The sequence below is a fragment of the Quadrisphaera sp. KR29 genome (assembly GCF_052644995.1).
Genome location: NZ_JBQXXG010000015.1, coordinates 48,616 through 62,089, shown reverse-complemented (window position 1 = coordinate 62,089; position 13,474 = coordinate 48,616). Strand labels below are relative to the sequence as shown.

Genomic DNA, 13,474 nt, shown 5'->3' with positions numbered 1-13,474 from the left:
CCTGCGCGCGCGCCTGGCCGCCCACCCCCGTCTGCGAGACGCGGGGTGGGCGGCGCTCGTGCTGCTGCCGCTGGTGCCCGACGCGGTGCTCACCTCCGGACCGCACGCCGCGCTGGTGACCGCCCTGGTGGCCGCCCCCCTGTGGTGGCACCGCCGCGCGCCGCTCGTGGCCCTGCTGGCCACCTGCGCCCTGGCCGCGCCTGCCTGGGCGGTGCTCGGCGGCCGGCCGGCCTTCCCCGCGGTGCTGGTGCTGGTGGGCGCGGCCTCCCTGGCCGTCGAGCGGCGCGGGGCGCAGCTGCGGCTGGGCGTGGTGGCCGCCGTCGTCGTCCTGCTGGTCCTGGGTGCCACCGACGCTGCCGGACGGGGGGCGGGGGAGCCCCCGACCTCCGTGTGGGCCGCTCCCGTGGTGGTGGGGCCGATGCTGGCCGCCGCGGTGCTGCTCGGCACCACGGTCAGGGGCCGGCGCGAGCAGGTGCGCCTGCTGCGCGAGCGCGCCGACCGGCTGCAGGCCGAGCGCGACCAGCGGGCGCAGATCGCCGTGGCCGCCGAGCGGGCGAGGATCGCCCGCGAGCTGCACGACGTCGTCGCCCACGCCCTCACCGTGGTGGTGCGCCTGGGCGACGGCATGACCGCCCGCGCCCGCCGCGACCCCGCAGCCCCGCCCGACCCCACGGCGCTGGACGCCATGACCGCCACCTCCCGCCAGGCGCTGGCCGAGATGCGGCGCCTGCTGGGGGTGCTGGAGCAGCCCGGCCGCGACGACTCCGCCGAGCGCTCCCCGCTGCCCGCCGGGGAGCAGGACGACGACGGGCTGGACGCCGTCGTGGCCGCCGTGCGCGCCGCGGGCGTGCCGGTCCGCCTGACCCGCAGCGGCCCGCAGGAGGGCTGGAGCCGCACCACGCGCCTGGCGGTGCACCGCATCGTCACCGGGGCGCTGACCAACGTGCTCGACCACGCCGGGCTGGGGGTGCGCGCGGAGGTCCGCGTCGGCTGCGACGGCCGGGTCGTGGAGGTGGTGGTGGACGACGACGGCGTGGGCGTCGGCGTGCCCCCCGCCGCGCCGGCCGCGGGCAGCCGCGAGGGACGCGGGCGCGGGCTGCCCGGCATGCGCGAGCGGGCCGAGGCGTTCGGGGGCTCCTTCAGCGCCGGGCCGCGCCCCTCCGGGGGGTGGCGGGTGCGGGCCGTGCTGCCCGCGCACCCCGAGCGGCCGGAGCTGCCGCTGCCGGCGGAGCGCCCGCAGGTGCCGCCGGCGGGGGAGCGCGCGGTGCAGGCTGGTCCGCTGTGAGCGAGGAGCAGCGGCCGCTGCGCGTGCTGCTGGTCGACGACCAGGCGCTGGTCCGCCTCGGCTTCCGCATGCTCCTGGAGGCCACCGGCCCCGAGGAGGGCCTGGAGGTGGTGGGGGAGGCCGGCGACGGCGCCACCGCCGTGCGGATGGTCGCTGCCCTGCAGCCCGACGTGGTGCTCATGGACGTGCGGATGCCCGGCGTGGACGGCATCGAGGCCACCCGGCGCGTCGTGGAGTCCGGGTCGGCGGCTCGCGTGCTGGTGCTGACGACCTTCGACCTCGACGAGCTGGCCTTCGCCGCGCTGCGCGCCGGGGCCAGCGGCTTCCTCCTCAAGGACGTCCAGCCTGACGAGCTGGTGCGCGCCCTGCACGCCGTGGCCGCCGGCGACGCGGTGCTCACCCCCCGGCTGACCCGGCACCTGCTGCGCCTGGCCGAGGAGCGGCTGCCCGGTGCCGGGGCGGAGGCGGCCGGTGGCCCGGCGGCAGGCGCACCCGCAGCGGCGGTGCGCCCCGAGCGGGCGCAGCTGGAGCAGCTGACCCCGCGCGAGCGCGACGTGCTCGTGGAGGTGGCCCGCGGGCTGTCCAACGCCGAGGTCGCCCGCAAGCTCGTGCTGTCCGAGCCGACCGTCAAGGGCCACGTGGGCCGCCTGCTGGCCAAGCTGGGGCTGCGCGACCGGGTGCAGGTGGTCGTGTGGGCCTACCGGGCCGGCGTGGTCACCCCCGACGACCACACCCCCTCCTCGTGATCGTGGACGACCCGTGCGCCACCAGCCCGTGACCACGGCCGGGGTGGGGGCGGCGCCCGCAGGCGGCGCGCGTAGCGTGCTCGCCCGTGTCCGCGCTGCTCGTCGTCGTCGTCGCCGCTGAGGGCCGCGCGCCCGCCGTCGTCGGGGTCGACGAGCCGGTGGTGGCCGCCGACGACCTCGGGCTGACCCGCGGCGACGGGTGCTTCGAGGGGCTGCGCCTCGTGCGCGCCGCGGGGGAGGGCGGCGCCGTCGCGGTCCCCAACCTCGAGGCGCACCTGGCCCGCCTGCAGCGCTCGGCCCGCTCCCTGGACCTGCCCGACGACGCCGCTCCCTGGGCGCGCGCGCTGGACCTGGCCGCCCGCACGTGGGCGGACGGCGGGCGGGGGGCCCGGGGCACCGGGGAGGCGGAGGAGGAGGTGGTGGCCGTCGAGGCGGCGGTGAAGCTGTCGGTCACCCGGGGCAGGCCCGTGCCCGCGGGCGCAGCGCCCGTGCCGACCGTGGTGGTCACCGTCAGCGCGCTGGACGCCGGCTCGCTGCGGGCGCGCCGCGAGGGCGTCTCGGTGGCCTCCATGACCCGCGGGTACTCACCGGACGCCTTCGCGGGCGCGCCGTGGCTGCTGGGCGGTGTCAAGACGCTCTCCTACGCCGTGCACACCGCGGCCCAGCGCGAGGCGTCCCGGCGCGGCGCCGACGACGCCCTGTTCACCGCCGCCGACGGGTCGCTGCTCGAGGCCCCGACCGCCTCGGTGCTGTGGGTGCCCGAGCCGGGGCTGCTGCGCACGGTGGCGCCGGGCGACAACGGCATCCTGGGCAGCACCACCCAGCACCTGCTCTTCGAGCGCGCCCGCCGCGCGGGCTGGCGGGCCGAGGAGACCACCGGCACCCTCGCCGACCTGCGCGCCGCCCGGGTGGTGCTGCTCACCAGCGCCGTGCGCGGACCGGTGCGGGTGGTGCGGCTGGACGGCGAGCCCGTCAGCCAGCACCCCGAGGCCGCGGCCCTGGCCGCCGAGCTGGCCGGGCTCGCCGGCTTCTGACCGCCACCCTCGGCGCACCGGGCGGCGCAGGCACCGGGTTGGATGGCCCGATGCCGCACCTGCTGCACCTCGACTCCTCCATCGGTCCCGCCTCCGGCCCCGGCGCCTCGCGCTCGCGCGAGATCACGGCGACCTTCGCCGGCGCCTGGCGCGAGGCGGGCGCGCAGCACACCGTGCACCACCGCGACCTCGTCGCCGAGCCGCTGCCGCACCTGCTCGACCCGGCCCTGCACTGGGCGCCCCCGCTGCGCCCGGCCGGCTCCAGCCCCGACCCCGCCGCCGAGGCGCTGCAGGCCCGGCTGCTCGAGGAGCTGCTGGCCGCCGACGTGCTGCTCGTGGGCTGCCCGCTCTACAACTACTCGCTGCCCTCCACGCTGAAGGTCTGGCTCGACAACGTCCACGTCCCGGGCACCACCACCGCCTTCCCCGGGCACGACACCCAGCCGCTGGCCGGGCGCACCGCCGTCGTCGTCACCAGCCGCGGCGGGACGTACGACCCCGGCACGCCCACCGCCGACTGGGACCACGCCGTGCCGCCGCTGCGCATCGTGCTCGGTGACGCCCTCGGCATGGACGTCCGCGTCATCACCACCAGCGCGACGCTGTCCGAGGAGGTCGAGGCCCTCGCCGCCGGCGCCGAGCGGGCCCGCGCCGAGCGGGCCGCCGCGCACGAGCAGGCCGCGGCCCTGGCGCGCGAGCTGGCCGGCGCGAGCCTGTAGGATCCTCGTCAGCCGCGTGCGCGCGGCGAGATGGTGGGCGTAGCTCAGCTGGTAGAGCGCCGCGTTGTGGTCGCGGATGTCGCGGGTTCAAGTCCCGTCGCTCACCCCACCGAACAGGCCCGGGCCCGCGCCCGGGCCTGTTCTGCGTCCGGCCCCCTCACCCGAGCGGGTGGCGCCCGCCAAGGTCCGCCCCGGCGCTGCCGATGACCTGCGTGAAGGACACGCACCGCACGGACGCGGACCTCGGGAGGAGCCACCAGTGCATCACCAGCCCGGCCCGGACCTCGTCGTCGAGCACACGCCCGACTCGGGCGTGATGGACCTCCTGCGGCGCGGCGTGCCGCTGTCGCTGCTGGTCGACCTCTCCCAGCCCGACGGCCCGGACTCCGAGGAGATCCTGGCCGACGAGCGGCTGCAGGGCGAGGCCTCCTGGCTCGAGCGCCCCTGACCCCGGCTCAGCCGCGCGCGACGCGCTCGGCGACGGCCTTCGCGGTCGCCGAGTCCGGCCCGGGGTCCGGCACGAAGACGGCCTGCCGGTAGTACCTCAGCTCGGTGATGGACTCGCGGATGTCGGCCAGCGCGCGGTGGCCCCCGGCCTTGGCGGGCGCGGCGAAGTAGGCGCGCGGGTACCAGCGCCGGGCCAGCTCCTTGACCGAGCTGACGTCGATGATGCGGTAGTGCAGGTGCTCGTCGAGCTCGGGCATGTCGCGCGCCAGGAAGCCCCGGTCGGTGCCGACCGAGTTGCCCGCCAGCGGCGCCTTGCGCGGCTCCGGCACGAAGCGGCGCACGTACTCCAGCACCTGGCGGCCCGCCTCCTCCAGCGTCACGCCGTGCGGCAGCTCCTCCAGGAGCCCCGACGTCGTGTGCATCGTGCGGACCACGTCGCGCATCTGCGCCAGCGCCTCGTCCGAGGGCTTGATGACGACGTCGATCCCCTCGTCGAGCACCTGCAGGTCGGAGTCGGTGACCAGCACCGCCACCTCCACCAGGGCGTCGACGCCGAGGTCGAGGCCCGTCATCTCGCAGTCGATCCAGACGATGCGCTCGGCCGAGGGGCTCACCACCGGCCTCACTGTAGTCAGCCGCTGCTCAGGGGCGCCGGGGCCGCCCCGGCGGCCGGCGCGCGCCCGCGGCCCGTCGCGGGGCCGGCCGGCCGCGGCGCGGCTAGCGTGGCCCCGTGGAGCCCGCGCCGGCCGTCGTCCTCCGCGGCGAGGGCGAGCCGCACCTGCACCTGCCCGAGCGCCGCGCGCGCCGCACCGGGATCGGCCGGGTGCTCGTGCGGATCGCCGTCGTGGTGCTCATCGCCGGGTGCGGGCTGCTGAGCGTGCTGCTCGTGGCCACCGACACCGGCATCACGGGCTTCGGGGTGGGCCTGCTGCTGGCGGTCCTGCCGGTGGTGCCCGTGGTCGCGGCGATCCTGTGGCTCGACAGGTACGAGCACGAACCGCCCAGCCAGCTGGTGTTCGCCTTCTTCTGGGGCGCCTTCGTGGCCACCTTCGTGTCCCTGGTGCTCAACACCTCCTCCATGGAGCTCATCCGCGCCGCCGGCGGGAACCCCGACTCCGCGGCCGTGCTCGTGGCCCCCTTCGTCGAGGAGACCACCAAGGGCCTGGCGGTGCTGCTGCTGTGGCTGTTCCGCCGCCGCGAGTTCGACGGCGTGGTCGACGGCATCGTCTACGCGGCGCTGGCCGGGGTCGGCTTCGCCTTCGTGGAGAACGTCCTGTACCTGGGCCGCAGCTTCGCCGAGGACGGCGGCACCGTGACCGCGGTGACCTTCGTGGTCAGGTGCCTGTTCAGCCCGTTCGCCCACCCGCTGTTCACCGCCGCCATCGGCGTGGGGATCGGCGTGGCGGCCTCCCGGCGCAACCCCGCGGTGAAGGTCCTCGCGCCCCTGCTGGGGTGGTGCGTGGCGGTGGCGCTGCACGCGCTGTGGAACCTCACCGCCTCCCAGGGCCTGCAGGGCTTCATCGGCACCTACGTGGCGCTGCAGGTGCCGATCTTCCTGGCGGCCGTGGCGGTGGCCGTCGTCGCGCGCAGCCGCGAGGGCCGCGTGCTGCGCCGGCACCTGGCCGGCTACGCCCAGGCGGGCTGGGTCACCCCCGCGGAGGCGCGCATGCTGGCGTCCCTGTCCGAGCGCTCGCGCGCCCGCGACTGGGCCGGGCGGGCGCTGGGGCCGCAGGCCAAGGGGGCCATGCGCGACTTCCAGGAGCTGGCCAGCGAGGTCTCCTTCCTGCGCGACCGCATGGAGCGCGGCACGGCGCCGGCCGGTGCGGCGGAGGCGGAGCTGGCCGGGCTGCAGTCGATGTGGCGGCTGCGGAGGGCGTTCGTGCCAGCCGGCGGCGCCTGACGCACCGGCCCGGCGCCCAGCCCGGCGGTCAGCCCGGAAGTCAGCCTGGCGGTCGGCCCGGCGCTCAGCCCGGCGGTCAGCCGCCGACGGTCCACAGGTCGCGGGCCGCGCGCCACACCGGCAGCCAGGAGCCGCCCTCGGTGACCAGCGCCGCCAGCACGAGCGGCTGCGTGAGGCGCAGGTGCAGGAGCACCGCGCAGGTGGCCAGCAGCGCCGCCCGGCCGCAGGAGGGTGTCGAGCCCGCGGGGGTGCGCACGCGGAACGCCGCCGTCCCCGCGTCGAGGTCGACGACGACGCCGACACCGGCCTCCTCCAGCAGCGCGTCGATGCCTCGCGAGAGCGCCGCGACGCCCTGGCGGGCTCCCGGCGTCGACGTCGTCGGCAGCCCCGCCAGCGGCGCCGCGTAGCGGCCGAGCACGTCGGCGGCGAGCACCGCCGCGAGCGCCACGGACGCGCGCCAGTCCGTGGTGCCCGCGCGCAGGTGCGGGAAGGCGGACTCGACCAGCTCGCCCAGGGCGGCGTGCAGCCGCTCGGGCACGGCCTCGCCCGCCTGGCCGGGCAGCTGGCCGTAGCGCGCCGCCTCGGCCAGGTGTTCCTGCACCTCCCGGGCGACCACCTCGGGGGTGCGGCGGCGGGGCGGGGAGGCCGGCGCCGGGCGGGCGGTGGACGTGCGCTCGCCGCCGGCGGCGCGCGGCGCGGGGACCGCAGCGGAGAGCGGGGCGGAGGCCTGGCGGACGGGTGGCGGCGCGGTCACCGCCGCCCGCCGGCCGGAGGCCGTGGGGGGAGCGGCGGTGAGCGTCGTCAGGGGCATCCTCCGAGGCTAGGCGGACCGGGGGCCCCGGCCCCGCCTTGGCCGTGCGACGCGCCGGACGCACCGCGCCCCGCAGCCCGGGCGGGCTGCGGGGCGCGGTGCGGTGGTGTGCTGGGCGGAGCCGGCGTCAGGCGCGGGCCTGCTCCTGCCCGTCGACGTCGAAGGCGCCGTCGCTCTGCTGGGCCGCGGGTGCGCCGGTCGCGTCCGTCGCGGTGGTGTCGCCGGCGGCGGCGGGGTCGGCGCCCGCGGCAGAGCCCGCCGCGGCGCCCGAGCCGGCACCGGCGGCGGAGCCGGCTCCGGTGCGCGAGCGCGCGGCCCGGCGCGCGGGGGTCCGCGGCGAGGTGCCCGAGGAGCTGGTGCGCCGTCCGCTGCCACCCCCGCTGCCGTCCTCGCGGGAGCGCGCGGCGGCGTCGTCGGCCTTCTGCTCGAGGTCGTTGGCGGCGTCGGCGATGCGGTCGGTGGCCCGCTCCGCGACGTCGGCGGCCTTGGCGGCCAGCCCGCCGCCGCGGCCTGCGGTGCGCCCGTCGCCGTCGCCGTCGCCGGCGCCGCGCCCGGCCTCGCCCGAGCCGTCACCGGAGCGCCCGCCCGAGCCCTTGCGCCCCTCGCCCGCCTTCTTGGCCTTCTTGGACGCCGTGCGCAGCGCGTCGTTGTGGTCGCGCTCGGCCTTTTCGGCGTCCTTGCCCACCTCGGCGGCGTGCTTGGTGGCCACCGCCAGCTGCTCCTTGAGCGACCTGAGGCCCTTGTGGGACACGGTCACGCCCCGCTCGGCCAGGGCCAGCTGCGCGCGGGCCTCGCGGCGCTCGGCCTTGGCGGCCTTCAGCGAGCGGCGGGCCTCCTCGACCTGGCGGGCGAGGGCCTCGCGCTGGTCCCCGGCGTCGTGGGCGGCGCGGGCCGCGCGCTCCAGGGCGATGCGGGTGAAGTCGGTGCGCCCGCCCGCCTCGCCCGTCGTGCTGGGGCTGCTCGCGGTCGCGTCGGAGTCCTTGCGCCCGGTGGTCCGGCGCTCAGCGGTCCGGGTCTCGGCGGTCCGGGTCTCGGCGTTCTGGGTCTCAGCGGTCTGGGGCGCGCGAGAGCGCCCGGCGGTGTTCTCAGCCATGTTCCGATCTTCGTCGGGCGCCTCGCCGCTCGCCACCTGAGGTCCGCCGTCCGTCCACCTCCCGTCCACCTGCCGCTGACGTCGGCGGGCCGGCGCGGGGGAGGGCCAGCAGGATGGGGCCATGTCCACCTGGCTCATCACCGGCTGCTCCACGGGTCTGGGGCGCGCCCTGGCCTCCGCCGTCCTGGACCGCGGCTGGAACGCCGTCGTCACGGCCCGAGACCCCGAGACGGTCAGCGACCTGGTCGACGCCCACCCCCAGACCGCCCTGGCCGCCCGCCTCGACGTCACCGACCCCGAGCAGGTCCGCGCGGCCGTCGGGGCCGCCCTGGAGCGCTTCGGCGCCGTGGACGTGCTGGTGAACAACGCCGGCTACGGCTACCGCTCGGCGCTGGAGGAGGGAGAGGAGGACGCGGTGCGGGCGCTGTTCGACACCAACGTCCACGGCGCCACCGCGATGACCAAGGCGGTGCTGCCCGGCATGCGCGAGCGCCGCAGCGGCGCCGTCGTCAACATCTCCTCCATCGGGGCCCAGCTGTGCCCCCCGGGGTCGGGCTACTACGCGGCCACCAAGCTGGCGCTGGAGGGGCTCACCGGTGCGCTGCGCGCCGAGCTCGCGCCGCTGGGCCTGGTCGCCATGGCCGTCGAGCCGGGCGGGTTCCGCACGGACTTCGCCGGCAGGTCGCTGACCGGCACCTCCACGGTGATCGACGACTACGCCCCCGCGGTCGACGCGCGCCGCAAGGAGAACGACAGGGTGCACGGCACCCAGCCCGGGGACCCCGAGCTGGCCGCGCGCGCCATCATCGACGCCGTCACCTCCCCCGAGCCGCCCGCGCTGCTGCTCCTCGGCAGCGACGCCCTCCAGGCGGCGCGGGAGATCAACGAGGCCCGCCGCCGCGAGCTGGAGGCGTGGGCGGCCGTCTCGGAGAGCACCGACATCCGCGAGGGCTGAGCCGCGGGCGGTCCGCGCCGCGCCCGGCAGCACCTACCCTCGTGGGGTGGTGACGGTCAGCCGGGCGGTGCGCGCGGGGCTGCTCGCTGCCCTCGTGTGGTCGCTGGGCAGCCTCCTGGCGGCGGTGAACTGGCACGGCAACTGGATGTCGTTCGTGCGCAGCGGCAACGGTGAGGGGCCGGTGGCGCTGCACGCGCAGGAGCGCTGGCAGCACTGGGTCGACATGACCCTCGCGGGCGTGCTGGTGGCCGTGCTGTGCCTGGCGCTGGCGCTGTGGCCGCTGCTGCGAGCGGCCGGTGAGCGCGCCCGCGGAGGGACCGAGGGCGACAGGGGCGCCATCACCCCGGGGGGCTTCGGAGGCGGGTCGGAGGAGCTGCGCCGCTACGCCGAAGGCCGCGATGCTCCCTGAGGAGCGCGTGGAGCACCTCGTGCGCCAGGGCCGCGGGGCCCGCGGCCTGCGCTGGGTGGTCGTCCTGTTCGGCCTGTACAACACCATCGTCCACGCGGTTGAGGGCCGGGGGTGGCTCGCCCTGGGCTGGGCCGCGCTGACGGCGGCGCTGCTGGCGGTGCAGCTGGCCCCCCGCCGGCTCGGGACGGCCGTCGAGGGCGCCGGCGTGCGCATCGGCAGCGGGTCGCGCTGGGGGCGGCTCATCACCTGGGACGAGGTCGAGCGGCTGCGCGTGCAGGGGCCCTACGACCGGTGGGGCTCCCTCGTGCTGCGCGACGGCCAGCGGGTGCTGCTCCTGCGGGGGATGGCCCCCGAGGCGGTGCGCGAGCTCGCCGCGGCCAGAACGCTGCCCCTGGAGGACCCCACCCGGCGCCGCACCGCACAGGGCCCGGACGGGCGGGGCGCTGAGGCGCAGGACGCCGACGAGGAGGCCCGCCCGGGCGGAGCGGCCGCGGGCCGCGGCGCCGGCGCCCACCAGCCCCAGCCCCCCGGCGTCGAGGACGCCCCGCACGACGTCGCCGACGACGGGCCCCTTGACGGCCCGTTCCGCGCCGCGCGCCGCTCCGGCTGAGGCCCTCAGACCAGGCCCGCGAGCCGGCGGCCCAGGTCCACCAGCTCCACGCGCTCGAGCGCGTCGACGTCCTCCAGGGGCACCCAGGCCGCCGCGTCGGTGCTGCCGCCGACCTCGTCGCGCAGCGCCCCGCCGACCACGTGCGCGCGGTAGACGACGCGCAGCGCGTGCAGCGGCCCGCGGTCGGTGCGCAGCCGGTGCTCGGAGGGCACCACCACGGAGTCGACGCCGATCAGCCCGTCGAGGGACGCCTCGTAGCCGGTCTCCTCCCGCACCTCGCGCACCGCGGCGTCCGCCGGGTGCTCCCCCGGGTCGATGCCGCCGCCGGGCAGGGTCCACCCGTGGCGGCCCTGCTCGTTCCAGTGCGCCAGCAGCAGGCTGGGGCGGCCCTCGTGCTCGGCGACGACGACGGCGTACGCGGCGATGCGGGTGTCCACGGCGCCACGCTAGGGCGACCCGGGTCCGGGGACGGGAGGCCGGGCGCGCGGTGGACCCCCTCAGTGACACCCCGTGGCCGTCACTCAGCGTGGCGGAGCGCTGTGACGGGTGGGGCGCAGGAGACGATGCGGGCGTGCGTGCGCCCGAGCTGACCCTGGCCGACGTCGTCCCGGGGAGGCCGCTCGAGGCCCTCCTGCGCACCCTGCGCCCGAGCGCCGGCGGCGCCGTCGACGTCCTGGTCGCCCTCGCCGAGCACCCGCACCCCGGCGTCCGCGCCGCGCTCGCCGAGCGCCTTCCCCTGCTGCCGCACGGCCCCGGCGGCCCGGCGCCGGAGCTGGTCAGCGCCCTGGCGCGCCTCGCCGGCGACGACGACGCCGGGGCCCGCGAGGCCGCCTGCTTCGCCCTGGCCACCACGTGGCGCGACCAGGACGCCCCCGGGCTGTGCGACGCCCTGGCCGCCCGGCTGGACGACGACGACCTCGACGTCCGCGAGGAGGCGCTGCTCGGCCTGGCCCAGCGCCGCGACCCGCGGGCGCTCACCGCCGTGGGCGCCGCGCTCGGCGGCGCCGGCGCGCCGGCGCCGCGCCTGGTGCTGGAGGCCGCCGGCGCGCTCGGCGACCCCTCGCTGCACGAGGCCGTGCGCGCGCACGCCGAGGCCTGGCTCGCGGACGAGGACGCCGACCCGGCCGACCTCGACGTCGTCGAGGCCGTGGTGCGCCTGACCGACCCCGACGGCGTGGGTGACGACCTGCTCGACGGCGTGGCCGACCTGTGCCGCGCCCGCGCGCACGCCCGCCCGGCGGGCCGGTCGGTGGCCGCGTGGGAGCAGCTCGACGCCGTGCTCGACGTCGCCCCCCACCGCGCGCGCCAGGTGCTCGAGGAGGTGGCGCTCCGCCTGGACGGCGACCCGGCGGCCCTGGAGCACCTGCTCGAGCGCTCCGCCCTGGGCCAGCTGGCGGCCGCCCTGCCGGGGGACTGAGCGGGCGGCGCGAGCCGTGCTCGCGGGGCGCTGGGTAGCGTCGCGGCGTGCTGACAGCTCCCCAGCCGCCGTCCGTGGCCGCCGTGGTCTTCGACATCGGCGGCGTGCTCGCCGCGCCCGAGGGGGCCGTGCCGTCCGTCGCCGCGGCGCTGGGGCTGCCCGTCGAGGACGTCGACCGCGTGTACTGGCACCCGCGCGACGCCTACGACCTCGGCGGCCCGCTGGCCGAGTACTGGGACGCCGTCGGCGCCGGGCTCGGCCTGGACCTCAGCGCCCGCGCCGAGGAGCTCGACGCCCTCGACGCCCGCCAGTGGGCCACCCTGGGCACCGGCGCCGCCCACCTGCTCGACGAGGTCGTCCCCGCGGTGCGCGCCGCCGGCCTGCGCCTGGCGGTGCTGTCCAACGCGCCCGCCTCGATGGAGGGCGTGGTGCGCGCCTCGGCGTGGTCGCGGCCCTTCGACGCGCTGGTCTTCTCCGCGGCCGAGGGCGTCGCCAAGCCCGACCCGGCGATCTACGCGGCCGTGGAGTGGGCGCTGGGCCTGCCGGGGGAGCGGCTGCTGTTCTTCGACGACAGGCCCGTCAACGTCGAGGCCGCGCTCGCCCGCGGGTGGCGCGCCCACGTCTGGCGGGGCGCCGACGACGCGCGCCAGCACCTGGTCGGCGTGGGCGTGCTCCCCGCCTGACGCGCCGTCAGCCCCTGCCGGCGTCGTCGTCGTAGCGGCGGTACATCGCCGCCATCGCGCCGCCGGTGTCGAGGTGGCGCAGGAGGGCGTCGGTGATGCCGGTGAGCTGCGCCAGCTGCTCGGGGGTCAGGACGTCGACGACGTGCTCGCGCACGGCCCGCACGTGCCCCGGTGCGGCCTGCTCGATGCGCTCCAGCCCGGCACCGGTGAGGACGGCGGCGGTGGCGCGCCCGTCCTCGGGGACCGCGCGCCGCTCGACCAGGCCGCGCGCCTCCATCCGCCGCGCCACGTGCGAGAGGCGCGGGAGGGTGGCGCTGGTCTGCGCGGCCAGCTCGCTCATGCGCAGCGAGCGGGTCGGTGACTCCGAGAGCATCGCCAGGACGAAGTACTCGAAGAGCGTGACGTCCGCGTCGCGCCGCAGCTGGCCGTCCAGGGTGCCGGGCAGCACCTCCAGCAGCGCGGCGAGGCGCACCCACGCCGCCAGCTGGGTCCTGTCGAGCCAGGGGACGTCCACGCCACCATCGTGCCCCGCACTGGTTGTCGCGACAACTTCCCGGTGCTACGGTCGAGGTACCAGTTGAAGCGTCAACGACCGGGCCCTGGACCCCAGGCCGTCCCCGGGAGGAGCCTGACCGCATGGACCTCGGACTCTCGGGCCGCGTCGCCGTCGTCACCGCCGCCTCCAAGGGCCTGGGCCGCGCCAGCGCGCTCGCGCTGGCCGCCGAGGGCGCGCGCGTGCTGGTCTCGGCCCGGACCGCGCCGCTGCTCCAGGAGCTGGTCGCCGAGGTCGGCGCCGCCGGGGGCGAGGCGCACGCGGTGCCCGGTGACATGACCGACCCCGACCTGCCGCAGCGCCTGGTCGACGCAGCGCTGCAGCGGTGGGGGCGCCTGGACGCCGTGGTCGGCAACGCCGGGGGCCCGCCCGGTGGGCGCGCCCTCGACGTCGACGACGACGCGCTGCTCGCCGCCTTCACCACCAACGCCCTGGCCTCGGTCCGCCTGGCCCGGGCTGCTGTGCCGGTGATGGCCGAGCGGGGGTGGGGGCGTGTGGTGTTCATCGCCTCGGCGAGCGTCAAGCAGCCGATCGGCGACCTCGCCCTGTCGAACACCGCGCGCACCGCGCTGTGGGCCTGGACCAAGACGGCGGCGGCCGACGTCGCCGCGAGCGGGACCACCATCAACCTGGTCTGCCCCGGCCTGCACGCCACCGACCGGCTGCTCGAGCGGGGCGTGCCCGCCGGCGCCCGCACCGGGACGCCGCAGGACTTCGGGAAGGTCGTCGCCTTCCTGTGCTCCGAGCCCGCCGCCTTCGTCAACGGCACCGCCGTGGCCGTCGACGGCGGAGCCACCCTCGGCCTGCTCTGA

General features: G+C 78.1%; 17 protein-coding genes and 1 tRNA gene. 13 read left to right on the top strand and 5 right to left on the bottom strand.

What is annotated here, in order from left to right:
- Positions 1-58 precede the first annotated feature (58 nt).
- The 6 genes from ACUN9U_RS14020 (at position 59) to ACUN9U_RS13995 (ending at position 4,232) form a co-directional block, all read left to right on the top strand.
- Positions 59-1,285 (top strand): sensor histidine kinase, encoded by a 1,227-nt coding sequence (locus ACUN9U_RS14020; RefSeq protein WP_445485616.1) that lies wholly within the window; start codon positions 59-61, stop codon positions 1,283-1,285.
- A 68-nt stretch (positions 1,286-1,353) separates the two neighbouring features.
- Positions 1,354-2,031 (top strand): response regulator, encoded by a 678-nt coding sequence (locus ACUN9U_RS14015; RefSeq protein WP_445485663.1) that lies wholly within the window; start codon positions 1,354-1,356, stop codon positions 2,029-2,031.
- Positions 2,032-2,117: 86 nt separating this feature from the next.
- Positions 2,118-3,065, top strand: coding sequence for an aminotransferase class IV (locus ACUN9U_RS14010; protein WP_445485615.1), 948 nt, complete (start codon positions 2,118-2,120; stop codon positions 3,063-3,065).
- Between the two features lie 50 nt (positions 3,066-3,115).
- Entirely contained in the window at positions 3,116-3,784 is a 669-nt protein-coding gene (locus tag ACUN9U_RS14005) for an FMN-dependent NADH-azoreductase (RefSeq protein ID WP_445485614.1), read from the top strand.
- Between the two features lie 33 nt (positions 3,785-3,817).
- Positions 3,818-3,893 (top strand) — tRNA-His (locus ACUN9U_RS14000).
- Positions 3,894-4,043: 150 nt separating this feature from the next.
- Positions 4,044-4,232, top strand: a complete 189-nt coding sequence (locus ACUN9U_RS13995) for a hypothetical protein (protein ID WP_445485613.1) — start codon at positions 4,044-4,046, stop codon at positions 4,230-4,232.
- A gap of 7 nt (positions 4,233-4,239) precedes the next feature.
- Here the strand turns inward: ACUN9U_RS13995 and orn are convergent, their stop codons facing one another.
- Positions 4,240-4,803, bottom strand: a complete 564-nt coding sequence (gene orn, locus ACUN9U_RS13990; protein WP_445485662.1) for an oligoribonuclease — start codon at positions 4,801-4,803, stop codon at positions 4,240-4,242.
- Between the two features lie 158 nt (positions 4,804-4,961).
- Between orn and ACUN9U_RS13985 the strand changes: the two genes are divergently transcribed.
- On the top strand, positions 4,962-6,131 hold the full coding sequence (locus ACUN9U_RS13985) for a PrsW family intramembrane metalloprotease (protein WP_445485612.1): 1,170 nt from the start codon (positions 4,962-4,964) through the stop codon (positions 6,129-6,131).
- A gap of 76 nt (positions 6,132-6,207) precedes the next feature.
- Here the strand turns inward: ACUN9U_RS13985 and ACUN9U_RS13980 are convergent, their stop codons facing one another.
- Together ACUN9U_RS13980 and ACUN9U_RS13975 are read right to left on the bottom strand one after the other, a co-directional pair.
- Positions 6,208-6,942: a hypothetical protein gene (locus ACUN9U_RS13980; RefSeq protein WP_445485611.1), complete on the bottom strand. Its 735-nt coding sequence runs from the start codon at positions 6,940-6,942 to the stop codon at positions 6,208-6,210.
- A gap of 127 nt (positions 6,943-7,069) precedes the next feature.
- Positions 7,070-8,035, bottom strand: a complete 966-nt coding sequence (locus ACUN9U_RS13975; RefSeq protein ID WP_445485610.1) for a hypothetical protein — start codon at positions 8,033-8,035, stop codon at positions 7,070-7,072.
- A gap of 121 nt (positions 8,036-8,156) precedes the next feature.
- Here ACUN9U_RS13975 and ACUN9U_RS13970 point away from each other — a divergent pair, with 121 nt between their 5' ends.
- From ACUN9U_RS13970 to ACUN9U_RS13960, 3 genes are read left to right on the top strand one after another with little or no spacing between them, the layout of a single operon-like run.
- The gene (locus ACUN9U_RS13970) at positions 8,157-8,990 is read left to right on the top strand and encodes an oxidoreductase (RefSeq protein WP_445485609.1); all 834 of its coding nucleotides are present in this window, start codon (positions 8,157-8,159) and stop codon (positions 8,988-8,990) included.
- Positions 8,991-9,036: 46 nt separating this feature from the next.
- A complete protein-coding gene (locus ACUN9U_RS13965; RefSeq protein WP_445485608.1) occupies positions 9,037-9,399 on the top strand; it encodes a hypothetical protein in 363 nt (120 codons plus the stop codon).
- The gene (locus ACUN9U_RS13960) at positions 9,389-10,009 is read left to right on the top strand and encodes a hypothetical protein (protein ID WP_445485607.1); all 621 of its coding nucleotides are present in this window, start codon (positions 9,389-9,391) and stop codon (positions 10,007-10,009) included. The genes ACUN9U_RS13965 and ACUN9U_RS13960 overlap by 11 nt, the downstream gene beginning before the upstream one ends.
- 5 nt (positions 10,010-10,014) lie before the next feature.
- Here the strand turns inward: ACUN9U_RS13960 and ACUN9U_RS13955 are convergent, their stop codons facing one another.
- Positions 10,015-10,446: an NUDIX hydrolase gene (locus ACUN9U_RS13955; protein WP_445485606.1), complete on the bottom strand. Its 432-nt coding sequence runs from the start codon at positions 10,444-10,446 to the stop codon at positions 10,015-10,017.
- Positions 10,447-10,580: 134 nt separating this feature from the next.
- Between ACUN9U_RS13955 and ACUN9U_RS13950 the strand changes: the two genes are divergently transcribed.
- Together ACUN9U_RS13950 and ACUN9U_RS13945 are read left to right on the top strand one after the other, a co-directional pair.
- Complete coding sequence (locus ACUN9U_RS13950) at positions 10,581-11,426, top strand: HEAT repeat domain-containing protein (protein ID WP_445485605.1); 846 nt, start codon at positions 10,581-10,583, stop codon at positions 11,424-11,426.
- 47 nt (positions 11,427-11,473) lie between these two features.
- Positions 11,474-12,109, top strand: a complete 636-nt coding sequence (locus ACUN9U_RS13945; protein WP_445485604.1) for an HAD family hydrolase — start codon at positions 11,474-11,476, stop codon at positions 12,107-12,109.
- Positions 12,110-12,116: 7 nt separating this feature from the next.
- Here ACUN9U_RS13945 and ACUN9U_RS13940 read toward each other — a convergent pair whose 3' ends face one another.
- Entirely contained in the window at positions 12,117-12,623 is a 507-nt protein-coding gene (locus ACUN9U_RS13940) for a MarR family winged helix-turn-helix transcriptional regulator (RefSeq protein WP_445485603.1), read from the bottom strand.
- A 122-nt stretch (positions 12,624-12,745) separates the two neighbouring features.
- On the opposite strand from ACUN9U_RS13940, the gene ACUN9U_RS13935 reads away from it, so the two are divergent.
- Entirely contained in the window at positions 12,746-13,474 is a 729-nt protein-coding gene (locus ACUN9U_RS13935) for an SDR family oxidoreductase (RefSeq protein WP_445485602.1), read from the top strand.

What these genes read in the sequence shown, in the direction of transcription:
- ACUN9U_RS14015 (WP_445485663.1), top strand. Translation starts at nt 1,354, where the DNA reads ATGCTCCTGGAGGCCACCGGCCCCGAGGAGGGCCTGGAGGTGGTGGGG.
- ACUN9U_RS14005 (WP_445485614.1), top strand. Translation starts at nt 3,116, where the DNA reads ATGCCGCACCTGCTGCACCTCGACTCCTCCATCGGTCCCGCCTCCGGC.
- orn (WP_445485662.1), bottom strand. Translation starts at nt 4,803, where the DNA reads ATGACGGGCCTCGACCTCGGCGTCGACGCCCTGGTGGAGGTGGCGGTG.
- ACUN9U_RS13980 (WP_445485611.1), bottom strand. Translation starts at nt 6,942, where the DNA reads ATGCCCCTGACGACGCTCACCGCCGCTCCCCCCACGGCCTCCGGCCGG.
- ACUN9U_RS13975 (WP_445485610.1), bottom strand. Translation starts at nt 8,035, where the DNA reads ATGGCTGAGAACACCGCCGGGCGCTCTCGCGCGCCCCAGACCGCTGAG.
- ACUN9U_RS13970 (WP_445485609.1), top strand. Translation starts at nt 8,157, where the DNA reads ATGTCCACCTGGCTCATCACCGGCTGCTCCACGGGTCTGGGGCGCGCC.
- ACUN9U_RS13960 (WP_445485607.1), top strand. Translation starts at nt 9,389, where the DNA reads ATGCTCCCTGAGGAGCGCGTGGAGCACCTCGTGCGCCAGGGCCGCGGG.
- ACUN9U_RS13935 (WP_445485602.1), top strand. Translation starts at nt 12,746, where the DNA reads ATGGACCTCGGACTCTCGGGCCGCGTCGCCGTCGTCACCGCCGCCTCC.